This window comes from Geodermatophilus arenarius (assembly GCF_042654585.1).
In the GTDB taxonomy this organism is placed as follows: Bacteria; Actinomycetota; Actinomycetes; order Mycobacteriales; family Geodermatophilaceae; genus Geodermatophilus; species Geodermatophilus arenarius.
This window is the reverse complement of record NZ_JBHSGR010000008.1, coordinates 1-15,121: the sequence shown is the minus strand read 5'-3', so window position 1 is coordinate 15,121 and position 15,121 is coordinate 1. Positions and strand designations below refer to the sequence as shown.

Sequence of the window (15,121 nt, the reverse complement as noted above, 5' to 3'; positions counted from 1 at the left end):
GCCCGGAACCTACGCCCGGGCACTGTCAATCCGACAGCCGCAGGGCCGACTGGATGTCGTCGTACTTGTCCTCGTTGTAGGCCTTGGCGATGGCTTCGCTGGCGGACCGCAGCGTGGGCTGCACCGTCTCGTCCACCAGTTCGACGACGACACCTGTGGTGACCGCCTCCTGGATGAAGTTGTAGGTGTCCGCCCGGTGGTCTTCGAGCCGGCGGTAGGTCATTTGAGCCTTCGTGACGTTGGCCAGCCCGTTGCTCTCGACGAGCTGGCGGAGTTCGTTGACGGCGACGTCGGAGGCCTCGGCCTGACCCTGCGTCGCCAGCTTGATCGTGAACTCAAACCCGACGGCACCCAGCCGCGTGCGGGCCTGCCGCAACACGTCCGCGATCAGCGGCGTGCCGTCGAAGTCTTCGGGGCTGACGTCCGCGCCGATGGCCACGGTGAGCTTGGTCAGCGTGTCCACGTCCGCGATGGCCCTGACCGCGTTGCGGTCGGCCAGTGGCGTCACGCCGATCGCGCCGTCGAGGAGTTCCAGGTGGTTGATGTAGTCCCGGAACGATGCGACGCCGGGAGCACTGCCGCTGTTGCGCAGGACCGCCAGCACGTTGCGCGGGAAGATGCTGAAGAAGGTGGGCTCGGCCAGGGTCTCGTCCTGCTCGAGCACCAGGGGCCGGTAGTTGCGTCGTCGCTCGATCCGCAGCCGGACGTCCCGGGTGATCCGGTCGAGCGTGATGAGCGGCACGGTGGGTCGCGGGCCGCTGGTCGGTGCCTCGTACGTCGAGCCGAGGACCTCCACGGTGTTGCCCACGGACACGTAGGCCTTGTCCTCGGGCACGTCGTTGACCGCGTTGCGGATGGCTTCGAAGGGAAGGTCGGCCGGGAGGCGCTGTCCGTGCACGTCCGTGATCTCGAAGAAGCGCACAGTGCGCTCGGTCATGTAGCCCTCCACGCTCGGTAGTGACTCAAGGGTATCGAGCCCTGACCGTCCGCCTACATGCCGCCGAACATGTCACCTCCGCTGCGCGCGCGGCTTAGGACCCCGACACCCTGCGTGGAAAGGCGCTCAACCATGAGACCGGCCAGGGATGACGACGAGGATCTGCGCCCGCCCGGTCTCCTGCCCTCCCCGCCGCCCCGGCGGGAGATCAGCGCCGGGGCGGCGGCTCGGCCCTAGGACGGCGCACCGTCCCTGGTCTATCAGCCTCTCGGCCAGGCCCCGGCGGTGTCCGCACCGCCGTAGGTCGTCGCGACGGACCGGTCGCGGGCCAGCAGCCGGGCCGCGTCCTCGTCCGCGAGTCCCCGGTACTTCTCCACCAGCGCGAAGGCCGTGGCGTTGTCCGGCGCGGCGGCCAGCGCCCGGCGGACGGACGGCGGCACCTCGTCCAGCACCGAGACTGGCAGGCCGGACGCGGTGAAGGTGATGCGCGGCTCGGGCTGCCGAGCCGGCTCGGGGAAGGCGCGGCGCTGCGCGGCGGCCCGCTGCCGGTCCTGCGCGGCGGCGGCGGTCAGCACGTCGGCCTTCGTGATGGCCCCGCCGGTGCCGGTGCCGGTCACGCGGTCCAGCCGGACCCCGCGCCCGTTGGCGAGGGTGCGCACGTTCGGGTCGCGGACGGCGACGCGGGCGTTGGCGGCGACGACGGACTGGTCGGCGGCCAGCCCGCCACCGGCGGCCAGCGGACGCGGCTCGGACGGGATGGCCCGTAGGTGCGTGGCGGCGGTGCCCGCCCGGTAGTCCCGGTCGCGAGCCACGAACTCGACGTCGGCCCTGGTGACCTGCCCGCCGGGGCCGGTGCCAGCCACCCCGGCCAGCTCGATGCCCAGGCTGGACGCCAGGGCAACGGCACCCGGCTCGGGCTGCGGCCGGGCGATGCGGCCGGTCACAGGGCACCAGTCCGGCCGGTGCGGGCGAGGGCGTAGGCCAGCGCCAAGTCGGTCTCGCGCTCGGCGGCCCGCATGTCCGCCTCGGCGGCGCGGCGGCGGCTGGCCGCCAGGTCCCGCGCCACGTCCTGTGGGGTCCGGCGGTGCAGCCCGGCGCGCCGGTAGGCGTCGTCTAGCAGCGGCTCGAAGGCCCGCGCGGCGCGCAGCTCCGGGGTGTCGTAGGGGTCGGCGTCCCTGGCGGCCACCTGCGCGGCTGCCTGGTCCACCGTGGGGATCGTGCTCATCGGGTGGTGTCCCTTCGATCGTCCGCAGCCGCCAGGACGGCGGCCCGGTCCAGCAGCCAGGCGCGCCCCCGCTTGGTGCCGGGGAGGCGGCCGTCGGCCAGGTAGTCCCGCACCCGCCGGGGCGTGACCCCCAGCAGGGCGGCGGCCTCGCTGACGGTGACCAGCGGGGCCGGTGCACTCCACGTTGCCGAGCGGCGGTTAGGCGGCAGAGATGCCTGCCGCTGGCGGCAGCCCTCGGCCAGGTGGCGGCCCAGGACGGCCGCCAGTTCCAGCACCTCCGGGGGCACCGGCAGCCCGGCGGACCGCTGCCCCCGGATGGCACCGGCCAGGGCGTCGGCCACGTGCTGCATCGCCACCGGCGACGACAGCAGGACTCCGGCCGGGCCGAGGTCGCGGGCGTACTCGGCTGCCAGGTCAGCCACCGGGGCCACCCGGCGCGCGGGTGGGCGGCGGGCTGGTGCAGCCACGGCGGGGCGCGGGCCGGGCCGTCCGGCCGGGGCGGTCACGACGCAGCCGCCTGGCGGGCGCGCTCTCGGCTGGCCTGCCGCTGCGCGTTCCGGTGCGCCCGCCGGGCCGGGTCCGGGCGTTCGACGGTGGCGTACCAACGGCGGGACCGGGCGGCGGCGCAGGCCCGGCACCGGCGGCGGCCGTCCGTCCGATAGGCGGTGTTGGTTTCGTCGTAGGGGTGCCCGTGGCGGCACGTGTCCGGCGCGCTCACCACGTGTCGCCCCACAGCAGCCGGGCGAGCTCGTCTCGGTCCTCGCGGGACGTGTCCGGCGGCAGCAGCGCCACGGCCTGCCGGACCAGGCGGGCGGCCTGGCCGACGAGCATGCGGTGACGGCACGCGGCGACCTCGGCTTCGGGTGCGTGGTCACGGGTCAGCGCGCCCAGGCGGGCTCGCTCGGTCAGGGAGTTCGGGAGCACGGCGGCGGTCTTCCTGCCGGGGCGTCCTGGCCGGGGCGGGTGCGGGCGGCTCTGTTGCCGTCCACGTCCCTGCGCCGGTGGTCCGCCCCTGGCGGCCTGCCTGCCGAGCTTGCGTGGCGAAGACCCGAGCGGGTCAAGCGATCTTCACCCTGCGGACAGCGCGCTACGCCGGTCGAGACACGCCGAGGGGGCTCCCGAAGTGGCGGCGGACGGCCCACCCTGGCCCCGTCCGGTGGTGTGAGGCCGGTCCCCGCCGCGCCGGGGGCTGACGACGGCCCCCGGTGCCGCTGGCGGACGGCGGCGACGGCCGCCCCGAACCCGCCGATCAGCACCCCTCGCGGGACCGCAAATCGCCGGCTTAGCGTCTGCCCGCTCTCGCCCCTGTCGTGCCCTGAGTCGGCCTGACCCTCCACTTGCGGACCGCTATGCCAGGGACCTTCCGAGAGGCCGACTCAAGCGTTAGGCGAGTCGGCCTGTCGGCTGACTGTTCGTAGGTCAGGCCATGCTCGTCTGACTTTGAGTCAGCCGCTCGCGCTGTCGCCTACGAATAGTTAGACCGGCCCTCGCATACCCCTTGGGGTACCTCTTAGCCGACTGGCTCGGGCACCCGGTCGGCCACGGCACCGGCAGCCCGCGCGGCCCTGGCGGCGGCCAGCTCGTGACGCGCCCGCTCGGCACGCGCGGCCCGGCGCATGGCGTCGCGCTCGCCCTCGCTGGTGCCACCCCATATGCCCACCTCGTAGGCGGCCAGCCCGGCGGCCAGGCACTCGTCGATGACCGGGCAGCCCTGGCAGCGCAGCGCCGTCTCGCGGCCCTGCGGCACGCCAGCCTGACCCACCGGGAACCAGTCCTCGGCCGGACCGCGCTGGCACGGCGTCTTCGCGGTCAGCCGGTTCAGCGCGGCGCGCAGCACCCGATGGGCAGCCGCCGCGTCCGGGGACGCCGGGCGGACCTTGGGCCAGGGCACGGCGCTGGACGGACCCACCCACGCCACCGGCCAGCGGGACGCGGGGCCGCTGCGGTCCGCTGCCTGCCGGGCGGGCATCAGGCCACCCGCCCCGACGCCGTGGCGGTCCTGCGGTGCGGCTTCGCGGCTCGGCACGTCCGGCACTCGGTGGCCCCGGACGGCCGCCGGTACGTGTTCGCCTCGGTCATCGGGTGCCCCTGCGAGCAGACGGTTCGGGGCTGCCGGGGACCCTGCGCCTTGCGCGCCTGCCTCCGCCGCTCCGCGTCCCGCGCCACCCACCGGGCCACCGCAGCCTCGGCGCAGATGCGGCAGCGGCGCTCGGTCCGCCGGTTCGGGTACGTGCGGACTAGCAGGTTGTCGCCCGCGACGAGGTGGCCCCGCTGGCAGTAGCCCGTCCGCATCACCACGGCAGCCGGACTGCGGCCCCGGCGCACGTTTTCGAGGTCGGACACCGGCTCCAGGTGCGCCGGGCGGATGCAGCGGCGGTGCAGGCAGGACCGGCCCCCAGGACAGGACCGGTCGGCGGTGTGGCAGGCGTGGTCGAGCAGCAAGCCCGGCAGCACCGGCCCCTCGGTCAGCTCGTACGCCAGCCGGTGCACCCGCACGTAGCGGTCGCCCAGCCAGAGGATCGGGTAGCCCTGCTCGTTGGTCCGGCCGCGCCAATGCAGGCAGCCGGACGGGTCCTCGGTGCTGCTGCCCGCCAGCAGCGCCGCCAGCCGGTCCCGCTCCTGCCGCGTCAGGCCCGCCAGCAGCCCGCCCTCGTCAGCAGCGACGGCCGGCGCTGGCCTGGTCGGTGCGCTTGTCACGTCTCGGGGTCCTCTCGGTGGTCGTTGGCACTTCGTGAGCCGAATCGGTGTCTGTGCGAATCGGGGGGGACTGCTGACTAGCGGCGAAGGGGTCAGGTACCGGGGGTGGCTGACATTCGAAGGGGGGAGGGGGTCGTCAGCCGATCAGCTTGCGCCGGGCTGGTGACGGGGCGGCGGGCTCGGCGGTCGCGGCGGGGTTGGCTGGTGGTGACGACGTTCGGCGCGCGGTGGGTGCTGGCTGGTCCGTTGGTCCGCTAGTGCGGGCGGCGGCTGCTCGGGACGCTCGCGGGCCGTCGTGGCGCGCTCGCGGGTGGTGTTCGGGGTGGTGCTGCTGGTGGTGCGGTGGGTGCCGGGCTGCCTGTGCTGCTGCCTGTCCGTGCCGTTGCCCGCGTGCCGATGCCTGGCCGATGCCGATGCCCGCGTGTGCATCGCGTCGCCGATGCCCGTGTGCATCGCGTCAGTGATGACCATGTGCATCGCTGACCGATGACCATGCGCATCGCATTGGTCATGCGCCGTGTGCATCGCGCTGACCATGCGTGCGCTGACCTGTGCCGACGTGTGTGTGCTGCTGCCTGCCTGTCCGATGCTGCTGCTGGCTGTGCCTGCGCTGTCACCGCTGCTGCTGCCCTGCCTGTGCTGCTGCCCCTGCCCTGCCCCTGCCGTGCCCCTGCGCCTGTGGCCTGGTGCGTGGGTGGGGTGGGTGCCCCTGCCCTGCCCCTGCCCTGTGCGTGGGGGAGCCCCTGTGCGGGGGAGCCTGTGCGCGGGGGGGGGGTGCACGTGCTGGCGCGGGGGTGCTGCCCGCGTGGGTGCCGGGGTCCGCCTGGCCGTGTGGGTGCTGGCCTGCGGGTGGGGCAGTCCGGGCGGGAGCATCCGTGGGTGCTGGTGGTGCTGGCCGGGAGGCCGTGCCGCGAGCGCCACGGAGTCGGCCTGGCAGGAGGTCCCTAGTGTGACGGGACCTGAGGCGAGAGGGTCCACGACACAGCGGCGCTCACGGGTTACCCCCAGGTCGGGGACAAGGGGGCACTCGGTGGGGGTGCCGGGGGTGAGTGCCTGGTCGGCGAGGGTCATGCCTTGTTCCGCCGTTCCGCCCACTCCGCGAGCTGCGCCAGGAAGTGCGAGGCGCGGCGCAGGCTATCCGGCTCAAGGCCGGCGGGGTCGGCACCTGCCGTGGCGTCCAGCGCGGCGGGGTCGTAGGCGTCCATGACGCGGTTCACGCCGCCCAGGGCTGCGTCGAGCTGGGCCAGGAACCGGACGGTCCCCGCCAGGTGGGCGTAGGTGCGCTTTGACTGCTGCTGGTGGTCACGCTCGGACCGCGCTGCACCCGCCCGCTCGTCCTCGATGAGCAGCGCGGCCCAGGCGACCTCGCGGTAGGACCCGTGCGTGCCGTCGGCCACCAACTCGACCAGCTCGGGGGCGTGCTCCTCGAGGTGGGCGCGTGCAGCGTCCTCGTCGTCGCGTAGCCGTCTGGACCCCCGTGCACGCTGCGCTCGCTCGTAGGCGGCATTCAGCGTCACCTCGCCGGACACCACCGGCGCGGCCAGGTCCGGCGCGTAGTCGAGGACGACGCCCGCCTGCCGCAGCGCCTCGCGCTCGCCGGAGGACCTTCCAGATGTCTGGGAAGTGCGGGACCAGCCGATCCACCGGCCGTCCCGCCGCCGCCCAGCAGCCGCAAGCACCAGCGCCGCACTCATCGCCCGCGCGCCGGTGGTCATGTGCCGCCGCCGCACGTTGGCGTCGATGACGCAGTCGGCGGGGTCGCCCTCGTACACCATCGTCGCCGGCTTGACCCCGGCACGCTGGCAGGCGGCCCACCGGTTGCGCCCGTCCAGCACCAGCCCGTCCGGGGTGACGACGATGGGCTGTCGCAGACCATTCGCCCGAATCGACTCGGCCAGATCCGCCAGCTCGTCGTCGGTCAGCATCGGGAACTGCTCGGCGTACGGGTGCACCCCGGCGATGGCGGTCATGCGGTCACCTATCGGGTCCTGCGTGATGGCCACAGCGTCGTCCTGGGGACGTGCGCGCGTACGCGGTCCTGCGGGCCGCAGGTGGCTTCGCGTTCCGCGCCCCGCGACACCAGTCGGGCGTCGGTCGGACGGCCCCGCAGGGCGGTGCTGCCGGGCAACCGTCCGCCGGTGCCGCCGTGGTGGCGGGAATGGTTGTTGTTGTTCTTCATCGCTGACGGTGGCTCGTGCCGTCGCCGTCCGGCGGTCAGCCGCAGGACGTGACCGGCCGCCCATCCGTCCCGTCGTGGTCCGGTCCCGTAGGTGCCGCCTGTCGGCGTCACCGCAGCGAAGGACAGGACGGGGCCGGACGGGGCACCAGTCCGGCGGCCGGGTGCGGTCCCGTAGGGGACCGAGGCACGTCCCGTCTGTTGACGCGCGCGCGTATTGGTACCCCGCTCCGGGGTACCTGGCCCGCCTGTCGCCGCGAGGGCAGGTACCCCGCTCCCAGGTACCTGGCTGCCCGTTACCTGCCCCCCGTAAAGGCGGCCACCGAGGTACCCCGCTCCGGGGTACCTGGCCCCGGTCACCGCGTGCCCTCCTCGGCGCTGGCGGCGGCGGTCCCGGCGGCCATCCACTGCCGGGCGGGGAGGGGGATCTGCGCCTGGTAGCGGGCCACCTGGCCGTTCTTGCCGCCGCCCACGTCGCCCAGGAACCCGGCCCGCCGCAGCTCCCCGATGCGGTCCGTGACCCGTTGAACCGTCTTCCAGCCCAGCGCCTCGGCCACCTCGCGGCGGTTGACGGCCACCACCCCGTCGTCGGTCATCCACAGGGACAGCGCCCAAGCCACCCGCGCGGCTGGCGGGCTGATATCAGGGCTGCCGATGACGGCCCGCGACCACTTCCCGCGCAGCCCGGCGTTGGCCTTCCACCGGGGCGGCGCGGCCACTACCCGACCCCCTTGTCCGGCAGGTGGCGGCCAGGCGCGGCAGTACCCGCCGGGCCGGTACCTTGGGCAGCGCGGACCCCCTGCTTGGCGGCGGCGGTGTCAGCGGTGGCGGTGGCCCGGTCCCCAGGGCAGGGGGGCCGGGTCTCCCCGTTCATGGTCCACTCCCCGGCGCGCCCAGGACCAGCACGCGGCCGTCGGGCTGGCGGCGCAGCAGCCGTCGGGCCAGCAGCGCCTCGACGGCGGCGGCGGTCACGTCAGCGGGCAGGCAGACGTGAGCGGCCAGCGTGGGCGGGTCCACGGGCACGCCCTTTCGCACAGTGACGAAGGCGGCGAGGTAGCCGTAGACCAGCCGCTCGGCGGTGGACAGGCCGGTCGGCAGGGTGGTGGCCGCACGGCGGCGGGTGGCGGCGCTCACGCGGCACCGTCCAGCAGCATGTCGGCCAGGTCCCGCCGGTGCGCCGGGGACAGGTGCCCGGCGGCCAGGGCGTCGCGCACGTCGGCGGACAGCGCGGCGTGTCGTAGCGCCTGCCGGGCGGCCAGCGCCTCGGGGCTGTCGGGGCCATGCCAGCGCGCGGCCAGGCCCACGGCGGCCCGCCAGCGGCGGACCTCCGGGTTCGGTGGGACGGGTGGTGCGGCCATCGGGACCCCCAGGACGTGCGGCAGCGAGACCTCCCCTGTCCGCTGCCGCCGTGCCGGGGCGGTGCGGGCCGGGTCCCCACGGGGGAGGCCGGTGCTGCCGTCAGCGGGGGTCACCGCGTCAGGCACCGCCCAACCTACGTCTCGCGGACGCACCGTGCGGCGAGACGTGTCCCTGGGGTCAGCCCGCCCCGGCCGCGCCGGGGCGGCGGTCACTCGTCGCCGTCCAGCCGGGCGGCCTGCTGCCGGGCGGCGGTGCCGGCGGCCGGGGACAGCAGCGCGCGCAGCCTGGCCTTCTGCTGCCCGGTCAGGGGCGGGGCTTCGGCCACCGCGCGCCGGATGGCGGCCTCGAGGTTCGCGGCGCGCAGGTCCCGCCGGGCGAGGGCGGTCTGCGGGGCGTCCGGGCCGTGGAAGCGCGTCGCGTGGGCCACGCGGGCGCGCTCATGAGTCACCGATGACACGGTGGGCTCCTGGGGTCAGGGATCGCACGGTGGCGCGTCCCTGGCCGCGCACTGCCACCGCTCGCCAGCCCCCACGGTCGGGGGTGCGGGACCTGTGCCCCGCTGCCTGGCACCCACGACGCTAGGTGCCCTAGCGCGCCGTGCCTACTAGCGCGTGCGCAAACTTCCGGCCCCCTGGACATGCGACGGCCCCGGCCGCCAAGGGGGCAGCCGGGGCCGGTGGCCGGGTGGTGCGGAGCGGTCAGCCCTTCCAGTCCAGCCGGACGGTCTCGGGGTCGAAGCCCCGGCTGCCGGACCGGCCGGGCAGCAGCACCACGGTCATCAGGGTGTCGATGACGGCGCGCTGGATGCCCAGGGCGGCGGACCGGAAAGCCACCGGCGGGCACTCGGCGGCCAGCACGTAGGACAGGCCGCCCGCCTGGCTGGCCTGCGCCAGCCGCTCCTCCACCTCGGCCAGCCGCGCCGACAGCCGGTCCGAGGCCGTCTTCACCTGCGCGGCGGTCAGCAGGCCGTCGGCGAAGGCTTCGCCCAGCCCGTCCCGGCGCTCCCGCAGGTCCGCCGCCTCACGGCGCAGCCCGGCCACGTCCGGGGACTCGGCGGGCAGCAGCGCGGCCACGTCCGGCTCGGCCAGCCGCGCCTCGACCACGGCCAGCACGTAGGCATCCACCTCGTCCGCCCGCCGGGTCAGGTGCTTTGACCCGGTGGCGTCGCACAGGTAAATGCGCGCGGCGGTCGGGTCAGCGTTGCCGGACGCACCGGCGCGGGTGCCGGTCCGCATGGGGGCACGGCACCGGCCGCACCGGTACAGGGTGCCGCCCACCCACTTGCGGGCGGTGGTGCCGCCGCTGGTGGTCCGGCCGGGGGTCAGCAGCAGCGCGCGGACCGCGTGCCAGTCCTCCTCGGGCAGCACCGGCGGCCACGTGCCCTTGCCCACCACCTCGCCGCGCAGGGTGCGGATGCCCGCCAGGCGGGCGTTCAGCAGCATGGCGCGCACGGCGGTCCGCTCCCACGGGCGGCCCAGGCTGGTGGTCAGGCCCTCGCCGTTGAGGTAGTCCGCGAGGCTGGTCAGGCTGGCCCCGGCCAGCAGTCGCTTCGCGCACTCGCGGATCGCGCCGGCCTCGGGCTCGTTCAGGTCCCGGCCGCCGGGCAAGTAGCCGAAGGCGCGGCGCGCCGGGGGGCGGCCGGACTGCGCGGCCTGGCGCTGCTGTAGCCGCTGGCGCAGGCCCTTCTGCTCGGACTCGTTGCGGGCCACGGACGCCAGGATGCGCGCCTGCATCCGGCCCGCCGGGCTGGACAGGTCGAGGTCTCCCTGGCAGGTGACGATACGGACCCCGGCGGCACTGCCACTCGCCTCGGTCCTGTCGATCACGTCCTCCAGATCCCGCAGGCGGCGCACCAGCCGGTCCACCGCCCACACGGCCAGCACGTCCACCTCGCGGCGGTCCACCAGGGCCATCGCCTGCTCGTAGGCCGGGCGACGCTTGCCGCTGCTGGCGCTGATGTCGTTGTCCGCTAGGTCCGCCACCACGTGCCAGCCACGGGCGGCGGCCAGCCGGTGCAGCTCCTCGCGCTGGCGCTCGACGCCCAGCCCGAGGCCCTCGGTGTCCTTGCTGATGCGGCTGTAGAGCACGGCCCGGACGACGGGCGCGGCGTCGGTGCTGGCAGTGTCGGCGGCGGTGTTTGAGCTGGTCAGGCCCTTGTGCGTGGTGGTGGTCACGGGGCCAACGTACGCCAATGCAGGTCTTTGGCACGAGTATGCGCACGGCTTCTCCTTCGCCCGCGCGGAGGCCAAGGCGGCCGGCATCTTCGACGTCGCGCTGCGGGTGTTCGAGACGGCCGCGGCCGAGGGCGTCTCCCCCGCGGTCGCCGCCGACCGGCTGGCCGAGCAGCGGATCGCCTCCGTCGGGCGGCTGGCGACCATCCGGCTGCCCCGCTGACCTGGGCCGTCGGCAGGGGCGTGGCGCGGACCACCGCCCCTGTCGGGGGACCGCGGGGGAGGACCCGTGCCCGCGCCTCGCTCGTGTCGTAGGCTGGGTCAAGACACAGTCACTCAGTCGGGGTCGCCACGCGGGCCGTCCAGCCCGTGAGCTGGACTCCCGTTCTCCGTCACGAGGGGGTCGAGCCGATGGGGCGCGGCCGAGCGAAGGCCAAGCAGACACGCGTGGCCCGTGAGCTCAAGTACAGCTCACCCAACACCGACCTCTCCGCGCTGCAGCGCGAGCTGGCCGGTTCTCCGTCTCCGTACACCGCGTCGCGTGCCGACAAGGACGACGACGAGGACGACGAGTACACCGACCGGTGGGCGGACGACGACTCCGAGGACGACTGGGCAGCCAGTCGCTGAGGGTCGGCCCCGCGCCGGTCTGATCGACACGACACACCGCCGTCCCTCGTGGGGCGGCGGTGTGTGCCGTGGTCAGCGGTAGGAACCCACCAGCCGCGCGCCGGTCCCGCCGGCGCCGACGGTGCCCGCCACCCAGGCCGGCACCCCGCGGCCGGTCAGCAGGCCCACCGCCCGCTCGGCCACCTCGGCCGCGACGACGGCGACCATGCCGACGCCGCAGTTGAACGCCCGCTCGGACTCCTCGCGCGGCACGCCGTGCTCCTCGAGCAGGGACACCGCGGCCGGCAGTGCCCAGGTGCCGCGGTCGAGCACCGCCTCCAGCCCGTCGGGCACCACCCGCGCGGTGTTGCCGGCGAGCCCGCCGCCGGTGACGTGCGCGAACGCGTGCACCCCGTCGACCCCGAGCCCGTCCACCAGGGCGAGGCAGTCGAGGGCGTAGATCCGCGTCGGCTCGAGCAGCACGTCACCCAGCGGCCGGTCCAGCCCGGCCGGGGTGGCGGCGAGGTCGAGGCCGGCGGCGGACACCACGCGGCGCACCAGCGAGTAGCCGTTGGAGTGGAACCCGCTCGAGGCCATCGCGACGACGACGTCGCCGTCGCGGACCCGCTCGGGCCCGAGCACCGCGTCGGCCTCGACGACGCCGACCGCGGTGGCGGCCAGGTCGTACTCGTCGGCGGCCATGAGGTCGCCGTGCTCGGCGGTCTCCCCGCCGACCAGCGAGGCCCCGGCCTGCTCGCACCCCGCCGCGATGCCGGTGACGATCGCGGCGATCCTCTCCGGGACGACCTTCCCGCAGGCGACGTAGTCCTGGAGGAACAGCGGCTCGGCGCCGCAGGCCACGAGGTCGTCGACGACCATGGCGACCAGGTCGATGCCGACGGTGTCGTGCCGGTCCAGCTGCCGCGCCAGGGCGATCTTGGTGCCCACGCCGTCGGTGGACGAGGCGATCAGCGGGCGCCGGTAGCGGGTCGTGTCGAGCGCGAACAGCCCGGCGAAGCCCCCCAGGCCGCCGACCACCTCGGGCCGGCGGGTCCGCTCGACCGCCGTCCGCATGAGGTCGACGGCCCGCTCGCCGGCGTCGATGTCGACGCCGGAGTCCGCGTAGGTGAAGCCGCCGCTCCCGGGCGCCCGGCTCACGGACGGCGCAGGGCGTCGTCGGCGCCGCCGGGCACCGCGGGGCTGCCGGCCTGCTGGCCGGTCCAGCCGGTGACGGCGCGCTCGGCGTCGTCGACCCGCGGCATGGGGGTGCGGGCCACGCCGGCGGGGAGGCTGCCCTCGAGCACGTGCTTGCCGAGCACCCCGGACTCGCCGAGCGGGATCGGGTACCGGCCGGTGAAGCACGCGGTGCACAGCCGGTTGACCGGCTGCTCCGTGGCGGCGACCAGGCCCTGCTCGGAGACGTAGCCGAGGGAGTCGGCGTTGATGGAGGCACGCACGCCGTCGACGTCGAGGCCGTTGGCGATGAGCTCGGCGCGGCTGGCGAAGTCGATGCCGTAGAAGCACGGCCACTTCACCGGCGGGCTGGAGATGCGCACGTGCACCTCGACCGCGCCGGCCTCGCGCAGCATGCGGATCAGCGCGCGCTGGGTGTTGCCCCGCACGATCGAGTCGTCGACGACGACCAGCCGCTTGCCGCGGATGACGTCGCGCAGCGGGTTGAGCTTGAGCCGGATGCCCAGCTGCCGGATGGTCTGCGACGGCTGGATGAACGTGCGGCCGACGTAGGAGTTCTTGACCAGCCCGAGCCCGTAGGGGATGCCGCTGGCCTCGGCGTACCCGACGGCGGCCGGCGTGCCGGACTCCGGGACCGGGATCACCAGGTCGGCGTCGGCGGGCTGCTCCTTGGCCAGCCGGCGGCCGATCTCGACGCGGGCGGCGTGCACGCTGCGGCCGCCGATCGTGGTGTCGGGGCGGGCGAGGTAGACGTACTCGAAGACGCAGCCCTTGGGCTCGGCCGGGGCGAAGTGCTGGCTGCGCAGGCCGTTCTCGTCGATGGCCAGCAGCTCGCCGGGCTCCACCTCGCGGACCACCGAGGCGCCGACGATGTCGAGGGCCGCGGTCTCGCTGGCCACCACCCAGCCGCGCTCGAGCCGGCCGAGGACCAGCGGGCGCACGCCCTGCGGGTCGCGGGCGGCGTAGAGGGTGTCCTCGTCCATGAAGGTGAGGCTGAAGGCGCCGCGCAGCTGCGGGAGCACCTCCATGGCCGCGGCCTCGACGCTCATGTCGGGGCGGGCGGCGATCAGCGAGGTGACCAGGTCGGAGTCGGTGCTGGCGGTGAAGGCGCCGGGCACGCCGGCGTCCGCGGCCCGGCTGGCCAGCTCCGCGGTGTTGACCAGGTTGCCGTTGTGGCACAGCGCCAGGCCGGTGCCGGCGTCGGTGGTGCGGAACGTCGGCTGGGCGTTCTCCCAGGTGGACGCGCCGGTGGTCGAGTACCGGGTGTGCCCGACGGCGAGGTGGCCGCGCAGGCTGCCCAGCGTGGACTCGTCGAACACCTGGCTGACCAGGCCGAGGTCCTTGTAGACGACCACCGAGGCGCCGTCGGAGACCGCGATGCCCGCCGCCTCCTGACCGCGGTGCTGGAGGGCGTACAGGCCGAAGTAGGTCAGCTTCGCGACCTCCTCCCCCGGAGCCCAGACGCCGAAGACGCCACAGGCGTCCTGGGGGCCGGGAGCGTGGGGGTCGAGGTCGTGCGTCAGCCGTCCGTCACCGCGAGGCACACCGACGAGCGTACCGGCGCCCTGCGGGGTACCTCCTGCCCGAGCCGTGATCGTGCCCACCCCGGCGGCGGGTCCGCACCGGCCGGCCGGGCACTCCGGGCGGGCGGAACCGCAGCAGGGGTCCGGCGCGTTGACGGACGGTCCACCTGAGAGGAACCGACATGAGCAGCGACCGGCCCGACCCGAACGACTTCCTCGAGATGGCCCAGCGCATGCTGCGCGGGCTGTTCGACCCGTCGCGCGGCGGCGACGACGGCGACGACGACCCCTGGCGGCGGGCGACCGACCACGACACGCGGCAGCGCCGGCGCGAGCCCAGCGCCGAGGAGCGGCGGGAGAACCTCACGTTCGCCCTCGCCACGCGCGCCGTCGAGGCGCTGGAGGACCTGGCGCTCAACGTCGCGGCGATCCGCCAGCGCCTGGAGCGCTCGGGCACGCCGGAGCCCCCGGCCGCGGAGGCCGGGAGCGACGGGACGACGGCCGGGGGGAACGCCGGCCCGGCGTGACGCCGGGCCGGCGCCGCCCTACCGGACGGTGCTGATCTCGGCGGAGATGCGGGTGTCCTCGCCGTGGCCGGTGTGCACCACCGTGTCGCCGTGGAGGGTCAGCAGCCTGCTGCGGATCGACCGCACGATCGTCGGGTGGTCGCTGAAGCTGCGGCCGGTGGCGCCGGGGCCGCCGTGGAACAGCGTGTCGCCGGTGAAGACGGCGGCCAGGTCGGGCGCGTGCAGGCACGTGCTGCCCGGGCTGTGACCCGGGGTGTGCAGCGCGGTCAGCGACGTGCCGGCGACGCGGAAGAGGGTGCCCTCGGCCAGCGCCTCGTCGGGGTCGGCGCTCTCGTGGACCATCTCCCACAGCACCCGGTCGGCGGGGTGGAACCAGACCGGCGCGCCGGTGGCCTCCCGCAGGTCGACCGCGGCCGTGATGTGGTCGTTGTGCCCGTGGGTGAGCACGATCGCCGTCACCCTCCGCCCGCCGATCGCCTCGAGGATCGGCTCGGCGCGGTGCGGCGCGTCGATCACCAGCACCTCGTCGTCGTCGCCGACGAGCCAGACGTTGTTGTCGACGTCGAAGTCCTGCCCGTCGAGGCTGAACACCCCGGAGACGACGGCCTTCTCGATGCGGACGCCTCCCGTGGACCCGGCCATCAGAGGACCACCACGGAGCGCAGCACCTCGCCCTTCTGCATCTTCTCGAACGCGGCCTCGA

The 15,121-nt window shown here is 75.0% G+C and carries 18 protein-coding genes; 3 read left to right on the top strand and 15 right to left on the bottom strand.

Annotation, left to right across the window (positions count from 1 at the left end; all coding sequences use genetic code 11):
* Positions 1 to 25 precede the first annotated feature (25 nt).
* From ACFO3M_RS08980 to ACFO3M_RS08925, 12 genes are all read right to left on the bottom strand, one after another.
* The gene (locus ACFO3M_RS08980) at positions 26 to 937 is read right to left on the bottom strand and encodes a hypothetical protein (protein WP_387988241.1); all 912 of its coding nucleotides are present in this window, start codon (positions 935 to 937) and stop codon (positions 26 to 28) included.
* Positions 938 to 1,197: 260 nt separating this feature from the next.
* Entirely contained in the window at positions 1,198 to 1,881 is a 684-nt protein-coding gene (locus ACFO3M_RS08975) for an E3 binding domain-containing protein (protein ID WP_387988240.1), read from the bottom strand.
* Entirely contained in the window at positions 1,878 to 2,162 is a 285-nt protein-coding gene (locus ACFO3M_RS08970) for a hypothetical protein (protein ID WP_387988239.1), read from the bottom strand. The genes ACFO3M_RS08975 and ACFO3M_RS08970 overlap by 4 nt, the downstream gene beginning before the upstream one ends.
* A complete protein-coding gene (locus ACFO3M_RS08965) occupies positions 2,159 to 2,584 on the bottom strand; it encodes a helix-turn-helix domain-containing protein (RefSeq protein WP_387988238.1) in 426 nt (141 codons plus the stop codon). Before ACFO3M_RS08965 ends, ACFO3M_RS08970 begins: the two co-directional genes overlap by 4 nt.
* 1,088 nt (positions 2,585 to 3,672) lie before the next feature.
* Positions 3,673 to 4,131, bottom strand: a complete 459-nt coding sequence (locus tag ACFO3M_RS08960; protein WP_387988237.1) for a WhiB family transcriptional regulator — start codon at positions 4,129 to 4,131, stop codon at positions 3,673 to 3,675.
* Positions 4,131 to 4,859 (bottom strand): HNH endonuclease family protein, encoded by a 729-nt coding sequence (locus ACFO3M_RS08955; protein WP_387988236.1) that lies wholly within the window; start codon positions 4,857 to 4,859, stop codon positions 4,131 to 4,133. The genes ACFO3M_RS08960 and ACFO3M_RS08955 overlap by 1 nt, the downstream gene beginning before the upstream one ends.
* A 1,067-nt stretch (positions 4,860 to 5,926) precedes the next feature.
* The gene (locus ACFO3M_RS08950) at positions 5,927 to 6,829 is read right to left on the bottom strand and encodes a ParB/RepB/Spo0J family partition protein (protein ID WP_387988235.1); all 903 of its coding nucleotides are present in this window, start codon (positions 6,827 to 6,829) and stop codon (positions 5,927 to 5,929) included.
* A gap of 562 nt (positions 6,830 to 7,391) precedes the next feature.
* Entirely contained in the window at positions 7,392 to 7,754 is a 363-nt protein-coding gene (locus ACFO3M_RS08945) for a hypothetical protein (RefSeq protein ID WP_387988234.1), read from the bottom strand.
* 151 nt (positions 7,755 to 7,905) lie between these two features.
* A complete protein-coding gene (locus tag ACFO3M_RS08940; RefSeq protein ID WP_387988233.1) occupies positions 7,906 to 8,169 on the bottom strand; it encodes a hypothetical protein in 264 nt (87 codons plus the stop codon).
* On the bottom strand, positions 8,166 to 8,393 hold the full coding sequence (locus ACFO3M_RS08935; RefSeq protein WP_387988232.1) for a hypothetical protein: 228 nt from the start codon (positions 8,391 to 8,393) through the stop codon (positions 8,166 to 8,168). The genes ACFO3M_RS08940 and ACFO3M_RS08935 overlap by 4 nt, the downstream gene beginning before the upstream one ends.
* A 209-nt stretch (positions 8,394 to 8,602) precedes the next feature.
* On the bottom strand, positions 8,603 to 8,842 hold the full coding sequence (locus ACFO3M_RS08930; RefSeq protein WP_387988231.1) for a hypothetical protein: 240 nt from the start codon (positions 8,840 to 8,842) through the stop codon (positions 8,603 to 8,605).
* A gap of 250 nt (positions 8,843 to 9,092) precedes the next feature.
* Positions 9,093 to 10,568: a recombinase family protein gene (locus tag ACFO3M_RS08925; protein WP_387988230.1), complete on the bottom strand. Its 1,476-nt coding sequence runs from the start codon at positions 10,566 to 10,568 to the stop codon at positions 9,093 to 9,095.
* Between ACFO3M_RS08925 and ACFO3M_RS08920 the strand changes: the two genes are divergently transcribed.
* Together ACFO3M_RS08920 and ACFO3M_RS08915 are read left to right on the top strand one after the other, a co-directional pair.
* Entirely contained in the window at positions 10,555 to 10,788 is a 234-nt protein-coding gene (locus ACFO3M_RS08920; RefSeq protein ID WP_387988229.1) for a Rossmann-fold NAD(P)-binding domain-containing protein, read from the top strand. The genes ACFO3M_RS08925 and ACFO3M_RS08920 overlap by 14 nt on opposite strands.
* A gap of 188 nt (positions 10,789 to 10,976) precedes the next feature.
* On the top strand, positions 10,977 to 11,195 hold the full coding sequence (locus ACFO3M_RS08915; protein ID WP_387988228.1) for a DUF3073 domain-containing protein: 219 nt from the start codon (positions 10,977 to 10,979) through the stop codon (positions 11,193 to 11,195).
* 72 nt (positions 11,196 to 11,267) lie between these two features.
* On the opposite strand, the gene purM is transcribed toward ACFO3M_RS08915, so the two are convergent.
* Positions 11,268 to 12,332, bottom strand: a complete 1,065-nt coding sequence (gene purM / locus ACFO3M_RS08910; RefSeq protein WP_387988227.1) for a phosphoribosylformylglycinamidine cyclo-ligase — start codon at positions 12,330 to 12,332, stop codon at positions 11,268 to 11,270.
* On the bottom strand, positions 12,329 to 13,912 hold the full coding sequence (purF, locus tag ACFO3M_RS08905) for an amidophosphoribosyltransferase (RefSeq protein WP_387988226.1): 1,584 nt from the start codon (positions 13,910 to 13,912) through the stop codon (positions 12,329 to 12,331). Before purF ends, purM begins: the two co-directional genes overlap by 4 nt.
* A gap of 161 nt (positions 13,913 to 14,073) precedes the next feature.
* Between purF and ACFO3M_RS08900 the strand changes: the two genes are divergently transcribed.
* Positions 14,074 to 14,418 (top strand): hypothetical protein, encoded by a 345-nt coding sequence (locus tag ACFO3M_RS08900; protein WP_387988225.1) that lies wholly within the window; start codon positions 14,074 to 14,076, stop codon positions 14,416 to 14,418.
* A gap of 18 nt (positions 14,419 to 14,436) precedes the next feature.
* Here the strand turns inward: ACFO3M_RS08900 and ACFO3M_RS08895 are convergent, their stop codons facing one another.
* The gene (locus ACFO3M_RS08895) at positions 14,437 to 15,060 is read right to left on the bottom strand and encodes an MBL fold metallo-hydrolase (RefSeq protein WP_387988224.1); all 624 of its coding nucleotides are present in this window, start codon (positions 15,058 to 15,060) and stop codon (positions 14,437 to 14,439) included.
* Positions 15,061 to 15,121: the final 61 nt, after the last annotated feature.